19 protein-coding genes are annotated in these 16570 nt (G+C 39.2%); 17 read left to right on the top strand and 2 right to left on the bottom strand.

What is annotated here, in order from left to right:
• Nucleotides 1–372: 3D domain-containing protein (locus tag POF52_RS22710; RefSeq protein WP_271995107.1), on the top strand; the 372-nt coding region annotated here is incomplete at its 5' end.
• An 80-nt stretch (nucleotides 373–452) separates the two neighbouring features.
• On the opposite strand, the gene POF52_RS22705 is transcribed toward POF52_RS22710, so the two are convergent.
• Entirely contained in the window at nucleotides 453–1595 is a 1143-nt protein-coding gene (locus POF52_RS22705; protein ID WP_028409119.1) for a C40 family peptidase, read from the bottom strand.
• A gap of 194 nt (nucleotides 1596–1789) precedes the next feature.
• Between POF52_RS22705 and POF52_RS22700 the strand changes: the two genes are divergently transcribed.
• The 8 genes from POF52_RS22700 (at nucleotide 1790) to POF52_RS22665 (ending at nucleotide 7941) form a co-directional block, all read left to right on the top strand.
• Complete coding sequence (locus POF52_RS22700) at nucleotides 1790–2839, top strand: anthranilate phosphoribosyltransferase (RefSeq protein WP_271995103.1); 1050 nt, start codon at nucleotides 1790–1792, stop codon at nucleotides 2837–2839.
• A 152-nt stretch (nucleotides 2840–2991) separates the two neighbouring features.
• Nucleotides 2992–3294 carry an urease subunit gamma gene (locus tag POF52_RS22695; protein WP_013057659.1) on the top strand — a complete coding sequence of 101 codons (303 nt, stop codon included), beginning with the start codon at nucleotides 2992–2994 and terminating at the stop codon, nucleotides 3292–3294.
• 14 nt (nucleotides 3295–3308) lie between these two features.
• Nucleotides 3309–3635 carry an urease subunit beta gene (locus POF52_RS22690; RefSeq protein ID WP_271995101.1) on the top strand — a complete coding sequence of 109 codons (327 nt, stop codon included), beginning with the start codon at nucleotides 3309–3311 and terminating at the stop codon, nucleotides 3633–3635.
• 1 nt (nucleotide 3636) lies between these two features.
• Nucleotides 3637–5346, top strand: coding sequence for an urease subunit alpha (gene ureC / locus POF52_RS22685; protein ID WP_271995099.1), 1710 nt, complete (start codon nucleotides 3637–3639; stop codon nucleotides 5344–5346).
• Nucleotides 5347–5356: 10 nt separating this feature from the next.
• Nucleotides 5357–5803: an urease accessory protein UreE gene (ureE, locus tag POF52_RS22680; RefSeq protein WP_043981524.1), complete on the top strand. Its 447-nt coding sequence runs from the start codon at nucleotides 5357–5359 to the stop codon at nucleotides 5801–5803.
• The gene (locus POF52_RS22675) at nucleotides 5796–6482 is read left to right on the top strand and encodes an urease accessory protein UreF (RefSeq protein ID WP_271995096.1); all 687 of its coding nucleotides are present in this window, start codon (nucleotides 5796–5798) and stop codon (nucleotides 6480–6482) included. The genes ureE and POF52_RS22675 overlap by 8 nt, the downstream gene beginning before the upstream one ends.
• Nucleotides 6483–6520: 38 nt before the next feature.
• Nucleotides 6521–7135 (top strand): urease accessory protein UreG, encoded by a 615-nt coding sequence (gene ureG, locus POF52_RS22670; RefSeq protein ID WP_271995094.1) that lies wholly within the window; start codon nucleotides 6521–6523, stop codon nucleotides 7133–7135.
• A complete protein-coding gene (locus POF52_RS22665; RefSeq protein WP_176584138.1) occupies nucleotides 7132–7941 on the top strand; it encodes an urease accessory protein UreD in 810 nt (269 codons plus the stop codon). Before ureG ends, POF52_RS22665 begins: the two co-directional genes overlap by 4 nt.
• A gap of 255 nt (nucleotides 7942–8196) precedes the next feature.
• Here POF52_RS22665 and POF52_RS22660 read toward each other — a convergent pair whose 3' ends face one another.
• Nucleotides 8197–8835, bottom strand: coding sequence for a HoxN/HupN/NixA family nickel/cobalt transporter (locus tag POF52_RS22660; RefSeq protein ID WP_074894861.1), 639 nt, complete (start codon nucleotides 8833–8835; stop codon nucleotides 8197–8199).
• Between the two features lie 272 nt (nucleotides 8836–9107).
• Here POF52_RS22660 and POF52_RS22655 point away from each other — a divergent pair, with 272 nt between their 5' ends.
• From POF52_RS22655 to POF52_RS22620, 8 genes are all read left to right on the top strand, one after another.
• Nucleotides 9108–9569 carry a hypothetical protein gene (locus POF52_RS22655; protein WP_271995091.1) on the top strand — a complete coding sequence of 154 codons (462 nt, stop codon included), beginning with the start codon at nucleotides 9108–9110 and terminating at the stop codon, nucleotides 9567–9569.
• Between the two features lie 235 nt (nucleotides 9570–9804).
• The gene (locus POF52_RS22650) at nucleotides 9805–10572 is read left to right on the top strand and encodes a carotenoid biosynthesis protein (RefSeq protein ID WP_176584137.1); all 768 of its coding nucleotides are present in this window, start codon (nucleotides 9805–9807) and stop codon (nucleotides 10570–10572) included.
• A complete protein-coding gene (locus POF52_RS22645) occupies nucleotides 10569–11282 on the top strand; it encodes a lysophospholipid acyltransferase family protein (RefSeq protein WP_271995089.1) in 714 nt (237 codons plus the stop codon). The genes POF52_RS22650 and POF52_RS22645 overlap by 4 nt, the downstream gene beginning before the upstream one ends.
• On the top strand, nucleotides 11246–12385 hold the full coding sequence (locus POF52_RS22640) for a glycosyltransferase (protein WP_271995087.1): 1140 nt from the start codon (nucleotides 11246–11248) through the stop codon (nucleotides 12383–12385). The genes POF52_RS22645 and POF52_RS22640 overlap by 37 nt, the downstream gene beginning before the upstream one ends.
• The gene (locus tag POF52_RS22635; RefSeq protein ID WP_271995085.1) at nucleotides 12382–13842 is read left to right on the top strand and encodes a phytoene desaturase family protein; all 1461 of its coding nucleotides are present in this window, start codon (nucleotides 12382–12384) and stop codon (nucleotides 13840–13842) included. Before POF52_RS22640 ends, POF52_RS22635 begins: the two co-directional genes overlap by 4 nt.
• Before the next feature lie 141 nt (nucleotides 13843–13983).
• Nucleotides 13984–14712 (top strand): hypothetical protein, encoded by a 729-nt coding sequence (locus POF52_RS22630; RefSeq protein WP_028409104.1) that lies wholly within the window; start codon nucleotides 13984–13986, stop codon nucleotides 14710–14712.
• Nucleotides 14713–14869: 157 nt separating this feature from the next.
• Complete coding sequence (locus POF52_RS22625) at nucleotides 14870–15613, top strand: sugar phosphate isomerase/epimerase family protein (protein WP_013083745.1); 744 nt, start codon at nucleotides 14870–14872, stop codon at nucleotides 15611–15613.
• On the top strand, nucleotides 15610–16569 hold the full coding sequence (locus POF52_RS22620) for a sugar kinase (protein ID WP_271995077.1): 960 nt from the start codon (nucleotides 15610–15612) through the stop codon (nucleotides 16567–16569). The genes POF52_RS22625 and POF52_RS22620 overlap by 4 nt, the downstream gene beginning before the upstream one ends.
• Nucleotide 16570: the final 1 nt, after the last annotated feature.

Here is a 16570-nt window from a genome sequence, read left to right as displayed (position 1 = left end):
GCTCAAAAAGAGCAGCAGCAAGCTCAAGCTGAACAAGCTCAAAAACAACAACAACCTGCTGAATCGTCACAACAAGCCAGCGGCAAATCAATGACAGTTGAAGCAACTGCCTATACGGCTAATTGTGCTGGATGTAGCGGTACAACTGCTACAGGAGTGGATTTAAAAGCAAATCCAAATCAAAAAGTAATCGCTGTTGACCCTAGTGTTATTCCATTAGGTTCGAAAGTTTATGTAGAAGGCTATGGTGAAGCTGTAGCTGCCGATACAGGTGGAGCAATTAAAGGCAATCGAATTGATGTATTCGTTCCTTCTGAAGGTGATGCTCAACAGTTCGGAAGAAAATCTGTTAAAATCACGGTTATGAACTAAGAAGTTCTTTATAAAATTGCTAGTCTAGTATAGAAATACATAGCTAGTAAAGCAAAAGAGGTGCCTTATGGCACCTCTTTTTACTTTATAATACGCTTTGCGCCCGCATAGCTGTTTTTCCAGTACGCTGTTGAAAGTGATTGCGTTTTAACGCCTTTGCTGCTGACATAAATGAATTCTTGTTTGTCTAGGTAAATTCCTACGACTGAAACGGATTTGCCGTTTTTAAAGAAAACTAAATCTCCAGCCTGCAGGCTGTTTTGCTTTACGTCCGTGCCGCTTTTATACTGATCTGCTACTGTACGGGGGATAGAAATATTTGAACCCGCGTTTTTATATACATACTGTGTGTACCCTGATACATCAAAACCTTTTGGTGTCGTACCTCCATATTTATATGGCTTTCCAATTAGCGTTTTAGCATACGATACAATTTGCTGCTGTTTTGCACTAACAGAAGTTTGAGGTGCTGGAGCCGGCGAAGGTGCGCTTGCACTTTTCACTTTCAGCACTTGTCCGACTTTTAGCGCATCTGTTTTTAAATTGTTTAATTTTTTTAATTCAGCTACCGTCATGCCGTACTTTTTAGCGACTGCTGTCAGCGTGTCTCCTTTTTTCACCGTGTAGGTGCCATTGCTATCAGCGGGTGTAGATGGAGCTGTTGGTGAAGGTTGAATATCTTCATCAAGCAAATAACTCATATTTGCGTTAAACGTTACTTTTCGCTTCGTTTTATAGCTCTTCGCTTTTTGCTGAAATTGCGTATTGTATGCGTTGATTTCTTTTTCAAAATTTGCAGAGATCTTATTAAATTCTGCGTCACTTACATCTCCGTACGCATAGTCTTCAAGATCCACAATGTAATTGTAAAGAGCAATTAAGCTGTCATATAAATACCCTTGAAGCTGATCAGCTTCTGAATTAAGATGATTCATCGCGTAATTTTTATCAGTCTTTGTTAGAAACTGGTCAATTTGATCTGCAAGCTGATCATATGCGGCTAACGCTTTTTCGTCATCTTTTATTCCTTCAATTTCTTTTAGCTTTTTTTCCACTGTTTTATAAAATGGTGCGTAATAATCTGCTAGCGAATTAACGTCTTTTTGATAAACGCTGACAGAAGAAGCAGCATAAGCAGAGTGACTAAAAACAGGCGTTGTCACCGATGCTCCTACTAAAACGGATGCTGCTATAAATGGTACAAGTAGTTTCTCTTTTTTCATTTGTAAAGTCCCCCAAATATCCAAATAATAGTATAGCAGATAGATTATACTATATTAGATTATAAAAGAACTAGTACTTTTCCTTTAATTTCATATTTTTTAGCAGTTTGCGTACCTGATAGAAGATAATCTAAGGAACAAAGAAAATATGTGATACAATGTACAAATATTCAGTTAAAAAGGAAGTGTACGATATGCAGCAATTTATTAAAGAAATAGCGCGCGGAAAAAGAGGATCAACTGACTTAACGTATGAACAAGCAAAAGAAGCAGCTCGCTTAATCGCTTCTGGACAAGCTACGGATGCTCAGATAGCTGCTTTTTTTATTGCGGAACGTATTAAAACTGAAAATGCAGATGAATTATTGGGATTCGTTCATGCTTTTCGTGACAAAACAAAAGAAATACCGCTGTCTCAGCCGTTAAAAGATAAATCAATTGATTTTGCAAGCCCTTATGCAGGGAGAAATTCATTTTTTGCGACCATTCCTGTATCGATTTTATTAGCTGAAAGAGGTGTGCCAGCTTTTTTACACTGTACAGAAGCGCTTCCTCCAAAGTTTGGAACAACGATTGAAGATGTCCTTCATTCATTACAGATCTCGCAAGCTCAAACGATTGAAGACATCGGTCATGCATTTGAAACGTTAAAAATTGGCTTTGTAAATACCGAAACAATCTCTTATCCTCTTAGCCGCATCAAACAAGTTCGTCATGAAATTGGCGTAAGAACACTAATTAATACGGTTGAAAAACTATTAAATTTATCAAATGCTTCTTCTTTAATGATGGGCGCTTTTCACCGCACAGCCATTAACAAAATTGTGCCCATTTTTGCTTCGCTCCCGTTTAAACATGTATACGTGGTGCAAGGTATAGAAGGATCTGAAGATGTACCTGTACATAGAAGCAGCTTCGTTTTTACTATCTCAGAAGGAGAATTGGAGTCGTTTATTGTCAATCCAAAAGAATACGGACTGTTTGTGGCAGAAGATCACTTTGAAAAGAAAATAAGCGTTGAAAAACAAGCGGAATATGTGACGCGCATTCTGGAGGGTGAATCTTCTTCCGAACTGACTTACGTCTATAATCAAGTAGTATTAAACGCTGGCTTGCGCTATTATTTATTTGGCTATGAAGCTTCTATTGAAAAAGGAGTAGACTATGCAAAACGTCAGCTAGCTAAAGGTTTGGGCTGGAAACATCTGCAGAAATGGAAAACACAAGCGATTTCAGAAGAGTAAAAGGTGAGCAAATATGCTCATCTTTTTTTATCGGAAGAGATAAATCCTTTGTTTTTTGTCAGAAAATTTACTATAATTAGTTAAGCATTTGCGTTATAAAATATCACATTTGATGTTAATAAGAAAATAGATTAGCAGAAAGGAAGCTTTCATTGAAACTTACGTCGAGAGAACAAGAAAAATTAATGATTGTCGTAGCTGCAGACTTAGCAAGACGCCGTCAGACAAGAGGATTAAAACTTAATTATCCCGAAGCAGTAGCTATTATTACATATGAAATTATGGAAGGAGCTCGTGATGGCAAGACGGTAGCACAGCTAATGCGAGAAGGGACCAAGATTTTAAAACGAGAAGATGTAATGGAAGGTATTCCGGAAATGATTCATGATATTCAAGTGGAAGCTACCTTTCCAGACGGAACCAAGCTCGTCACTGTGCACGATCCAATTCGTTAAGAGGAGGGGAAGATATGATTCCAGGAGAATATTTCTTAAAAAAAGACCCAATCACATGCAATAACGGAAAGAAATCAATTAGCGTGACTGTAATCAACAGAGGCGATCGACCTGTTCAAGTAGGGTCACACTTTCATTTTTTTGAAGTGAATGCTGCGCTCGAGTTCCCACGCGAAGCTTCGCTTGGCTATCATTTAAATATTCCGGCCGGCACAGCCGTTCGTTTTGAACCAGGTGATGCAAAAGAAGTGGATCTCGTTGCTTTCTCCGGAACAAGAGAAATCTACGGTCTTAACAATAAAACAAACAGATCGCTTTCTGATAGAAAGGAAGATGCATAAGATGAGTTTTCAAATGTCGCGACGTCAGTATGCAGATATGTTTGGACCAACCCTTGGAGATGCTGTTCGTTTAGCAGACACAGAGCTATTTATTGAAATTGAAAAAGATTTTACAACGTACGGAGATGAAGTAAAGTTCGGCGGAGGAAAAGTCATTCGTGACGGAATGGGGCAGCATCCTCTTGCAACACGAAGCGAAGCAGCGGACTTAGTGTTGACAAATGCAATTATTCTTGATTATACAGGCATATATAAAGCAGATATTGGAATAAAAGATGGAATCATTCAAACCATCGGAAAAGCGGGCAATCCCCTGCTGATGGATGAAGTAGACATCATCATTGGTGCGAGTACAGAAGTGATTGCAGCAGAAGGGAAAATTGTAACCGCCGGCGGTATTGATGCACATATTCATTTCATTTGTCCGCAGCAAATTGAAACTGCTCTTGCCTCTGGCGTGACAACAATGATTGGAGGAGGAACGGGACCGGCTACAGGAACAAAAGCGACAACTTGTACACCCGGAGCTTGGCATATTGAACGAATGCTTGAAGCTGCTGAAGCATTCCCAATGAATATTGGCTTTTTAGGAAAAGGGAATGCAAGTGCCAAAGAGCCTTTAATTGAGCAAATTGAAGCTGGAGCGATTGGACTAAAGCTTCATGAAGACTGGGGAACCACAGCATCTGCCATTGACACAAGCTTACAGGTAGCAGACGGGTACGATGTTCAAATTGCGATTCATACAGATACTTTAAATGAAGGCGGCTTTGTCGAAGATACGATTGCAGCGATTGGCGATCGAGTCATTCATACCTATCATACTGAAGGAGCTGGAGGCGGACATGCACCTGATATTATGGAAATGGCAAGCTTTCCAAACGTGCTTCCATCATCAACTAATCCAACAAGGCCCTATACTGTCAACACACTTGAAGAACATTTAGATATGCTCATGGTATGTCATCATCTTGATCCCTCTGTACCAGAAGACATCGCTTTTGCTGATTCTCGCATTCGCAAAGAAACGATTGCAGCTGAAGATATTTTACACGATTTAGGTGTATTCAGTATGATTTCTTCAGATTCTCAAGCAATGGGACGTGTAGGCGAAGTAATTACAAGAACGTGGCAAACAGCTGACAAAATGAAAAAGCAGCGAGGGAAACTTGATGGTGACAGCGAAGCTGGCGATAACGCACGTGTCAAACGCTATGTAGCTAAATATACGATTAATCCAGCTATTGCTCATGGAATTTCCGAATATGTAGGATCAGTAGAAACAGGGAAAATGGCTGACTTAGTCCTATGGGAGCCAGCTTTTTTTGGAATAAAGCCTGACTTGATTGTAAAAGGCGGTTTGATTGCACACAGCTTAATGGGAGATCCTAATGCTTCAATTCCAACTCCACAGCCGGTTTTATACCGTCCGATGTTTGCTTCTTATGGAAAAGCAAGAGCTAAAACATCTCTTACATTTGTGTCAAAAGCAGCGTACGAGAACAAAGTAGGCGAGAAACTTGGGTTGCAAAAGCTGCTTAAACCGGTCAAAAATATTCGTCAATTAAAAAAAACAGATATGAAGTTAAATGGGGAAATGCCTAAAATTGAAGTTGATCCCCAAACGTACGAAGTAAAAGTAGATGGACAAATGATTACATGTGAAGCAGCAGAAGTTGTGCCTATGGCGCAGCGATACTTTTTATTTTGAGGTGAAAGAAATGGTAATCGAAAAAATTATCGGAAATATGGCAACATTAGAAAAACGGGCTCCGCATATAGAAAAGGTATATATCGAAAGTGATCACTTAGTAAAACGCGTTCAGCGCGTTGTAACAGATCACGGTAAGGAACTAGGAATTCGTCTAAAAGAAAATCGCGAGCTCACTGATGGCGACGTGCTGTTTATGGATGAAAGCAATATGATTGTTGTTCAGGTGGTGGCAGACGATATTTTAACCATTCAGCCGATTAATATTCAGCAAATGGGAGAAATCGCTCATCAGCTTGGCAACCGGCATTTGCCAGCACAGTTTGAAGGTGGAGACATGCTCGTACAGTACGATTATTTAGTCGAAGAATTGCTTCAGCAGCTTGATATTCCCTATAAGCGCGAAAAAAGAAAAGTAAAACAAGCTTTTAAGCATATCGGACACAGTCATGACTAATTCATTGCTTTCGCTGATTCAACTATGTGATTCAAATTTTCCATCCGGTGCATTTTCACATTCGTTTGGCTTTGAAACGTATATTCAGCGAGATCAAATTTACAACACAGAAACCTTTCAAGAAGCGCTTCGTACATACCTTGATGTTCAGCTGACGTATACGGACGGCTTAGCATGCAGACTGGCTTATGAGTATGCGAATCATGACCAGTTTAACGAAATTATGAGAGTGGATCATGAATTATACGCTCTTGCTTTGTCAAAAGAAACAAGAGAAGGGACGAGACGCGTGGGCCAGCGCATGTTAAAACTTTGCTTAGAGTTATTTCAAGGTTCTTATTTAGAAAAGTATATGAGTGAGGTAAAAGCAAAGAAGGCGTATGGACATCCTGCTGTTGTATTTGCATTAGCCAGCCTGCAGTTAAACATTACAAAAGAAGAGGCAATTTTAAGTCACTTGTACGCTAGTATTTCTTCGTTAATTCAAAATGCTGTTCGCGGCATACCGATCGGGCAAACCGATGGGCAAAAAACGCTCTTTCTTTTTCAGCCGCTGCTGCAGCAAGCACTTCAGCATATTTTACAAGCAGATCAAGAGGAATTTGGTGCGGTGACACCAGGGTTAGAAATTGCTCAAATGCAGCATGAACAGTTGCATGTTCGATTGTTCATGTCATAAAAAAGGAGGGAAAGCCTTCTAACAATGAAGGCGTAAAAATGAATGCAATTAAAATTGGAATTGGTGGACCTGTTGGTGCAGGGAAAACAATGTTAGTAGAACGATTAACGCGTGCACTAGAAGGACAGCTAAGCATGGCAGTCGTTACAAACGATATTTACACAAAAGAAGACGCGCAATTTCTAGTAAAAAACAGTATTTTGCCAGAAAATCGTATCGTAGGAGTAGAAACAGGAGGATGTCCTCATACGGCCATTCGAGAAGATGCATCTATGAACTTTGCTGCGATCGATGAGTTAGTGGAACGCCACCCCGATGTTGAACTTATTTTTGTAGAAAGCGGAGGAGATAATTTAGCCGCAACGTTTAGCCCAGAGCTCGTTGATTTTTCGATTTATATCATCGACGTAGCACAAGGGGAAAAAATCCCGCGTAAAGGCGGTCAAGGAATGATTAAATCTGATTTATTCATTATCAACAAAACAGATTTAGCCCCGTATGTAGGAGCCAGTTTAGAAGTAATGGAAAAAGATACAATCCAAGCAAGAGGGCACAAGCCTTTTGTTTTCACCAATTTAAAAGAAGATAAAGGGCTCGACCGAGTGATAGAATGGATTAAAAAAGAGGCCTTTTTAATCGGCCTTGAATCATGAGCTACACGGGTTATTTAGAGCTTCGAGCAGAAAGAAACAGTGAGCGAACCGTTATTAAAGATACGTACCATTACGGTGCTTTCAAAGTTGCCAGACCTATTTACATGACTCCTGAATCCCCTTTTGTTTATATGCTTCACGTAGGCGGAGGATACGTAAGCGGAGACAAGTATAAAACGATGATAACGGTAGAGAAAAATGCCCAGCTGACGGCTACTACTCAATCTGCGACAAAGGTGTACAAAACACCGAACAAAGCTGTTTTACAAGAAACGTGTATAACCCTTGAAGAACAAGCAATCATGGAATATATACCAGACCCGCTTATTTTGTATGAAAATGCTGCATTTGTCCAAGAAATAACGGTTCGTATGGCACAAAACGCTGCTTTGTTTATGTGTGACAGCATCACCCCGGGGTGGTCGCCGGACGGGCAGCTGTTTCAATATACCTCTATGCGTTCCAAGCTTAAACTGTATGTAAACGAGCAGCTGAAGGTATACGATCACTTATACTTGAAGCCAGAAAGCCATTTGCGCGGCATGATGAAAATGGAAGGGTATACTCATTTTGGATCGATTATCATTGTTCATCCAAACGCAGACGACGCATTTACAGCGAAAGTACATCACCTGTGCGAAGAGGCAGGCTGTAAAGTAGGAGCTTCCGCACTTCCGATCCCTGGATGTGCTATTCGAATATTAGCTGCTAGTACACAAGAAGTTGAAGACATAATCGCTAAAGTATACAGGTTGTTCCGACAGCATTTACTAAAAGCTGAAGTATCACTTTTGCGTAAGTATTAAAGAGGCTGGGACAAAAATATGTTAGTTGAAAGAAAATCCGAACGAGCTGGATTCTTAATGGAGAATCAAATTCGTTCGGATTTTTTATTGGTAGGGTGAACGAAGGTTTCCTGTATGTAGCTCCTTCTACCCGTTGATTAAAGGGCAAAGCGGCGTCTTGCACAGAAATCAACAGCTGTGGAACAGGCAGTCCTGATCATTTATCCTACTTGTTCATCTTTAGATTGAATTGTTTTCGTTATGTCTCATTCGCTTTTAGAACCACAGACTAAATAATCCGTCGCTTACACCTAAATTATACATATAATAAAGGCCAAATATAATGCTGACAGCGCCTGTTACCTGCATTAAGCAGCGGTTTAACGTCACTTGTTTTTTAGTTGTAACGAATGGAATTCCAATGACCGTGGTAAATAACAGCATGCCAAGACAAGTGCCGATTCCAAAAATGATAATGTACAGAGCACCTTGCCATACGTGAGTAACGGTGCTCATCGTTAATACAACCATCGCTGCGCTTCCGGCCAGTCCATGAACAAAGCCAATGCCCAATGACTTTAAGTAAGACGTTTTTTCGTGATGCGTATGTACTTGTTTTTTGTAAGACAGAAACGATGTGAAACCGAGGCAAACGAGCATAATGCCCACTAAAAATTCAAGTGACATGCTCATACGTTCAGAAATACTGCTTTTTAACACCATTAAAATCATGCCAAAAATAAACAGCGTAAGCGTATGGCCAATCCCCCAGTATACTCCTGCAAGCGAAGAACGCCACAGTTTTTTACTTTTTGAAGCAATGGTTGATACAGCGATAATATGATCTGGTTCTAGAGCATGCTTGATTCCTAAAAGAAACCCTAGTATTAAAATTGAAAAAAAACTTGTTTCCATGTCAGCTTTCTCATCCTTTCGTACGTATAACACTAGTATATCGTACGATTTTGTTTTAATAAACAGAAAATTCTAAACAAAAATGTCTGGTCGAATAGCTAAACTATTTATCAATTTACAATAAGTTACAAATATTAAAGGAGATGTAGTATAAAAATTTTACATTTACAAAAACTATGAGTAAATTATTGTGAGGTTGATAACTATGGACAAAATTTCTACTGATATCATGCTGTGGAGTTCTTTTATACGTCAAAATGTTAGGACAGAACGTGACTAGACTAGAAGCTCTTTTATGGAGCATTGCGTTGCCGGGCTTTGGACAATTACTAAACAAAAAACATATAAAAGGAATTTTGTTTATTGTACTTGAATTTCTCATTAATATGGGCGCAAATTTTAATGAAGGCATTCGCTTAAGCTTTTTAGGAGAAACAAGGCAGTCCCTAGAAGTAATGAACATGCAGTGGTTAATGTTTTATCCATGTTTGTATTTTTTTGCAATTTGGGATGCTGTTAAAGAAGCAGAAAACGGCGCATCGAGATTTACATTTATTCCTTTTGTCTCCTGTGCTTATTTTGTTACAGTAGGCATTATGTATTCTTCAGTAACAACCATCAACGGTGTTTTTATAGGACCAATTTGGCTTCCTATGCTGTCTGTTATACCTGGACTTGTTGTCGGACTCATTGTCAAAACGCTATTAGAAGTGTATATACATAAGAAAAAATAAACGTCATTACAATCTATACATCCGTAGATTTTAATGGACGTTTATTTTATTTTTGTTTATAAATAAGTAATAAAGTCTCTTATTTAGGGAACGTACTAACAGTGGCTGTTTTTACATAATTTTAAGAGAGGGCGGACTACTCATAAAAAAGAGCACATTGAAAATGGAGAGAATGGGTACGAGCTTATATAATAGCACTTTGACAAAAAGAAGCTGGAGAGAAGGTGGATAGAGGATGATCACAAATGGTATTTATCGTTTTTTTCTTATCTGGTACGTATGCGGAGTCGTCTTGCTTTCCTTCGATTTGCTGCCTTCATGGTTAGAATGGGCAAACGCGGTCTTTTTACACTTGAGCAGTCTTCTTGCTCTTATTTATCTAACTAAAGCTTATGGAGTAAGGCGGGCACTGCTCGTTGCGATATTTGTGACAGGCGCATCTATTTATATCGAAAGTCTAGGTGTTAAGTATGGATTTTTATTTGGATCCTACGATTATGAAAAAGATTTTGGCGCCAAAATTTTAGGTGTTCCTCTGACCATTGGTTCGGCTTGGTTTATGGTTGTGATTACAAGCAGAATACTAGCTTTAGGAATTATGAAACGTATGGAGCTGCCGTTTATTGTCCATGGAATTGCCTATGCAGTCATTAGTTCGCTTTTTGCTGTTATTATGGATTTGGCTATTGATCCGGTTGCCTATGTTGTTAAACAATATTGGGTGTGGGAAGGGCACAGCTTTTATTATAATATTCCTTTATCAAATTTCTCCGGCTGGTTTTTATTGTCTTTCTTCATTCAGCTGGTCGTATATTTCTTTTTAGCTAAGTCTCCTAAAGAGGAAAATCCGGTGTGGGAAAAAAGAATGGTATTTTTGTATAGTGCAGTTGTCATGATGTTTGTAATTGTAGCGTTAGCAAATGGCCTATGGCTTGTCGTATGGCTGACGATGATTCCTTTTCTTATTCTTTATATTGTGTATAAAAAGGAGACTCGCTTATGATTTACCCGAAGAAAAACTCAAGATTTGAGCGATTTTTTCAACTGTTTGTCACATATCAGCTTAAAAAGCAATTTTATCGTATTCATTTACATATAGAAGGGCTCCCAAAAGATAAAAAAATTTTATTAATTGCTAATCATTCCAGCTGGTGGGACGGTTTAGTGACATTTTATTTAAATAACGCGGTATTAAAAACAGATCTATACGCTATGATGTCCGAACAAGGAATGAAGGATTTTCCTTTTTTTCAACGAATCGGAGCTTTTTCAGTAAATGCAGCGTCGCCGAAGCATACGGCGGAATCATTAAGGTTTGCCAGTAAGCTGTTAGAAGAGAAAAAAGCGGTGCTTATTTTTCCCCAAGGAAAAGAAGAGCATCTTGAAAAAAGACCGTTAACTTTTTCTGAAGGACCTGCTTTTCTTCTAAAAAAGCATTCTGACGTTGAAGTTATTCCCATTACGTATTATTATACGTTTCGCCATGATCAGCGACCGGAGCTTTTTATCTGGATAGGGCAAGCTGTTTTTTACGACTCAGCTAAGGCAAGAGAAGAGATAACCAACACGCTAGGCGGTGCAGTCGCTGCTCAGATCGATCATCAAAAACAGAAAATAATTCAAGAAAACGATGAGGAATTTACGGTTTTATTAAAAGGAAAAAAGACGCTTAGTGAATGGTTAACGTGGTGGAAAGCGAAGGTGAAAGAATGATTTACTATATGCTCTTATTTATTTTTATGCTGCTTTTAACCATTGTAAATATTCAAGCAATGCCTAAATTAAAAAGATACGAGCCGGATTCCAAAACACCTCAGCCTCTCATTTCTATTTTGATTCCAATGCGAAATGAAGAACGAAATGTAAAGCGAATCATTTCCTCTATTAAAGGATTAACGTACAGCAATCTAGAATGTGTCATACTAGACGATCAGTCCACAGATCAAACACGACCACAGCTGTTGAAAGAAATTCACGGCGATCCGAGGTTTACCATCATAGAAGGAAAAGAGCTGGGAGAGGGCTGGGTCGGAAAAGTTCATGCCTGTCACCAGCTGTCGCAAGCTGCAAATGGAGATTATTTATTGTTTGTAGACGCAGATGTAGAACTAAAAGAACGTACACTAGAACATACTTTAGCCACAGCACAAGCGACAAAAGCCGCTCTTTTAACAGGTTTCCCTCGTTTTCCCGTAAAAACGTGGTTAGAAGCATTGGTTGTTCCGCTTCAGCATGTGGTTGTTTTTAGTTATTTACCGGTTGTCGTAGCTAATCGTAACAAGATGAGCAAAGCTTCCGCGGCTCACGGTGCTTTTATGTTTATAAAAAAAGAAGCTTACGAGGCCGTAGGAGGACATGAAACCGTCAAATCTTCACTAGTAGAAGATGTCCACCTAGCCCAGCTTTTTAAGCAAAAGGAACACCGCGTCATTTTAGCAAATATTACCTCTCATGTTAGCTGTTATATGTATGAAACAACGGAAGAAGTATGGAATGGTTTTGCTAAAAACATCTTTGTAGGTCTGGGCCGCTCCGCTAAAGCAGTTTGGGTACTAAGCGTTTTTTTTGCCTGTTACTACGTGCTGCCGCTTCCTTTTTTTATAGCAGGAATATTCACAGGCAACATGCTTTGGATTCTGCCTTTTTGTATTATGCTTTTTCAGCGGTTTTTAATTGACCGGTCGGCTCAGCAAAAAGGGCTTTTATTTTGTACGATGCCCGCGTCGGCAATTGTGCTGATGCTGCTGATGAATCATTCCATGAAGCGTGAACGAAAAAAGCAGGGATATGAATGGAAAGGAAGGCATTATCAATGAAAAAAGTACTAATAGTTGGAGCAGGATTAGGCGGATTAGCTGCAGGAGTTCTTCTTCAAACAAAGGGATTCGATGTCACAATTGTGGAAAAAAATGAGCATGTAGGCGGAAAAATGATGCCTGTGCAGCTAGGAGAATATTCTTTTGATTTTGGGCCTAATACCATTACAATGCCCGAAGTTTTTCAGTGGTTATTTGAGCAAACGGGTGAACGTCCAGAAGACTATATGCCTCTTGTCAAACTAACGCATCATACGAATAACTTCTTCACCGACGGCTCCCAATTTTCCATGTCTATAGATGAAAGAAAAATGATTCAGCAGCTTGAACGTCTCGATCCCTTTGCTGCGGAGCAATACCCTGCCTATTTGAAAGAAGTAAAAAGAATATACGACATTGCAAAAAGCCAATTTTTCTACCGGACATTTTCATCGTGGAAAGATTACACAAACCCTTCTTTATTAAAAGCATTGCTGCAAGTAAGGCCGTTTGAAACAGTAGACACGTTTCATCAGCGTTTTTTTCGAAACGAAAACATTCGAAATGCATTTAATCGATATGCAACCTATATCGGATCTTCACCTTATACATCACCCGCTACGTTTTCATTGATTGGACATTTAGAAATGAATGATGGGGTGTACTATGTAAAAGGAGGAAATCCTAGAATTGCAAAAGGGCTGGGACATGTGTTCCAAAAAGCTGGAGGAAAGCTGTATACAAACTGCAGCGTTACTGAAATAATCGTAAAAAATAAACGGGCTGTCGGAGTAGAAGTAAATGGAGAAGAAAAGATAGACGCGGATATTGTTATTGTGAACGGCGACTTGCTAAAGGCCTATCCGGCACTCGTAAAAGAACAGGATAGACCTCATTTTAAAAACAAAAAAGCAGCTGAATTTGAGCCTTCCATATCAGCTTATGTGATCATGGCAGCTGTTAAGAAGCGCTTTTCTCAGCTGATTCATCATCAAGTGTATTTTTCTCAGGATTATAAACAGGAATTCTATGAGCTATTTCAGCAAAAAACGCTTCCAACCGATCCCACCATTTACATTTGTAATTCTTCATATACCGATAACACGGTAGCTCCGGGCGATAATCTATTTATTTTAGTGAATGCTCCTGCTGTGAAAGAAGAGAATCAAGAAGAAATGAAAGCTTATAGAGAAGTTGTCTATCGCAAGCTTTCTCAGTTTGGTTTAGATATCGAGTCTTCGCTTGTACATGAACGAATTGTTACTCCATATGAAATTGAACAAACGTTTGGTGCATTTAAAGGTGCTTTGTACGGCGTGAGTTCAAACCGGAAAATGGATAGTTTTCTTCGCCCAAGCAACGTCTCAAAAGATGTTAAAAACTTATATTTTGTAGGAGGAACGACTCACCCTGGAGGAGGGTCTCCTATGGTCACGATTAGCGGCATCAATGTAGCTATGCTTATTTCATCGTCCTAATTGATAAATCAGGATTGTCAAAAAGTTTAGTTTTTTGGTACTATAAGAAAGTGCAGAGGCTGTTAACCTGCTGTTATTACGGATGGAAAAAATGAAAAAATATGTTACATAACGAAGTTGAAAAGGTGATTACATAACTATATGATTGTATTTACGTGTCTTATTATTATCATAAGCATTATCCGTCCGTACTTGGAAAGTGTGACTGTTAAGCGAATTGCTTCAGAAGGCAAAAAAATTCGCTACTACAAAGAACAGTTCTTTTTTTATGTGCTAATTTTACTATTTTATATTGCGGTGATGGTATACCATAGGGTTCCAATTTCTATGTTAGGATTACAGGGAGTATATCTCGATACGATTCACCGCACGGCTCCGTATCCAGCGTGGATTGAATATTTGCTGCTTTTAATCTTTGCAGGCTTTATCATTCTTTCCATTATGCTTCAATGGATGAAAGATCATGGAGAAACGGTTTTTGTGGAACAGGAAATGCCCACGTCAATTGAGGCAACCGTTCCTAAAACGGAAAGAGAGCAAAAGTGGTGGCTTGCATACAGCGGTATCTCCAGCTTCGTAGAAAGCACCGTTTATTTTCCTAGCTTTTATTTATATAGTCACTATATATTAGCCATTGAAAACACATGGGTATTGGCCGTCTTAATTGGTATTGGTTATTTCCTATCACAGCTAGCTTTCCAGCGTGACCGTTTAAGTGTCCAGACGCTGTTAGTTGGTATCGGGCTAGGCGCTTTATTTATCATGACGAAGTCAGTTGTCATCATGGTCTTGTACTATGGCTTTAGCTTTTTGATTTATGATATTTACCAGCAAGATCGCAATCTAGTAAAAAGCACAGATGATCACTAAGAAACAACACGGCATAAAGCTGTGTTGTTTCTTTTTTTTATAATTTATAAAAAAAGCTTGAAAAGCGCTTTCAATAGTCTTATAATTTAGATAAATCGATTTACTAAACCGGTTTAGTAAGTGGTTAGTTAGTATAATAAGAAAGGTAGGTCGATTTATGAATAGTATCATTATCCCGTTAAATGCATTCGAAACAACAGGCTTTCAGCACACCATGATTGGGAAAATATATGAGCAGCAAGTACATGGAGTGGAAATTCGAAGAGAGTTAATGAAAAAAGTAGATCAAGAGATTGAGCTTATTGCCGAAGAATTAAAAACATATCCGCTTTTTACAGTATATTCGGCTCCAATTGAACTGTGGAAAGAAAATGGAGAGTTAAACACACAAGAATTAAAAGCTATTCTTGAAGAAGCCGTATCACTTGGCGCTCAGTGGGTAAAAGTTTCTCTTGGTTTTTATCAGCCCCAATCGCCTATGGCAGATTTACAGCAGCTATTAGAAGCATTTCCAGCTTTACGTCTATTTGTAGAGAACGATCAAACCAGTCACGGAGGCAACATAGCATCTCTGCATGCATTTTTTGATAACGCTTACGAAGTTCCTGTTTCCATGACGTTTGATATTGGTAATTGGCTTTATGTACATGAACAACCCCAGGAAGCAATCAAAATGCTAAGGTCATTTGTGGGCTATATTCATATTAAACACGTCATAAAAAGCAGCGGAAAGCTAGTGACAACCGCTATATCGAACGATTCAAATGAAATGTGGAAAGATATTTTGAAAGGGTTTTCTCATTCGATTTTTAAAGCTTTAGAGTTTCCAATCGATGAACCGGAACAAATTCCCGGCTTCATTTCATCGGTGCAAGCAGCAGAACAGGAGGAAGTTCAATGAATTCATTAGACGTTATTACCTTCGGAGAAGCAATGGCGATGTTCATGGCAGAACAGCCGGGACCGCTGCATGAGATTAAGCATTATACGAAAGAACTGGCCGGAGCAGAAACAAATGTAGCAATTGGTCTCGCTCGTCTCGGTCTGCGCGCAGGCTGGGTGAGCAAAGTCGGCAACGATCCTTTCGGTACGTTTATTATGAAACGTCTACAAGAGGAATATGTCAACACCGATTGTGTACTAGTAGACAGCGAACATGCAACAGGCTTTCAAATTAAATCAAAAGTGGAAGTGGGAGATCCGGAAGTTTGTTACTTCCGAAAAAATTCAGCAGCCAGTCACTTGCACTCCAGCGATTTTAATCAAACCTATTTTTTAGCGGCAAAACATATGCACATGACAGGCATACCGCTTGCTGTGTCAGCAAGTATGCGCGATTTTGCTCTACATGCACTTACATCGATGAAAACAGCTGGAAGAACGGTTTCCTTTGACCCAAACCTGAGACCCACTCTTTGGAAATCGCAAGAAGAAATGGTTGTTACAATCAATGAAGCTGCTAAACAAGCAAACTACGTTCTGCCGGGTATTGAAGAAGGAAAAATCTTAACCGGCTACGAAAATCCAGAAGACATTGCTTCTTACTATTTAGATGCAGGTGTAGAGCTTGTCGTTATTAAACTAGGTGAACAAGGAGCCTTTTTTAAGACGGCTAAAGAGCAAGGGATGGTTGAAGGAATAAAAGTGAAACAAATAGTGGATACAGTTGGAGCAGGAGACGGTTTTGCAGTAGGACTATTAAGCGGACTTCTTCAAAATGATTCTCTTACTCAGTCTGTAAGGAGAGCAAATGCTATTGGGGCATTAGCTGTACAAAGTCCTGGAGATAACGACGGATATCCAACTGAACAGCAGTTGCAAAGATATATGGAATCCCAAAAACAAGGAGTGAAGTGAT

Origin of the sequence: Priestia sp. AB (assembly GCF_028369225.1) — a bacterium.
GTDB lineage: Bacteria > Bacillota > Bacilli > Bacillales > Bacillaceae_H > Priestia > Priestia megaterium.
The sequence above is the reverse complement of the archived record's forward strand: the minus strand, read 5'-3'. Positions and strand labels throughout refer to the sequence as shown.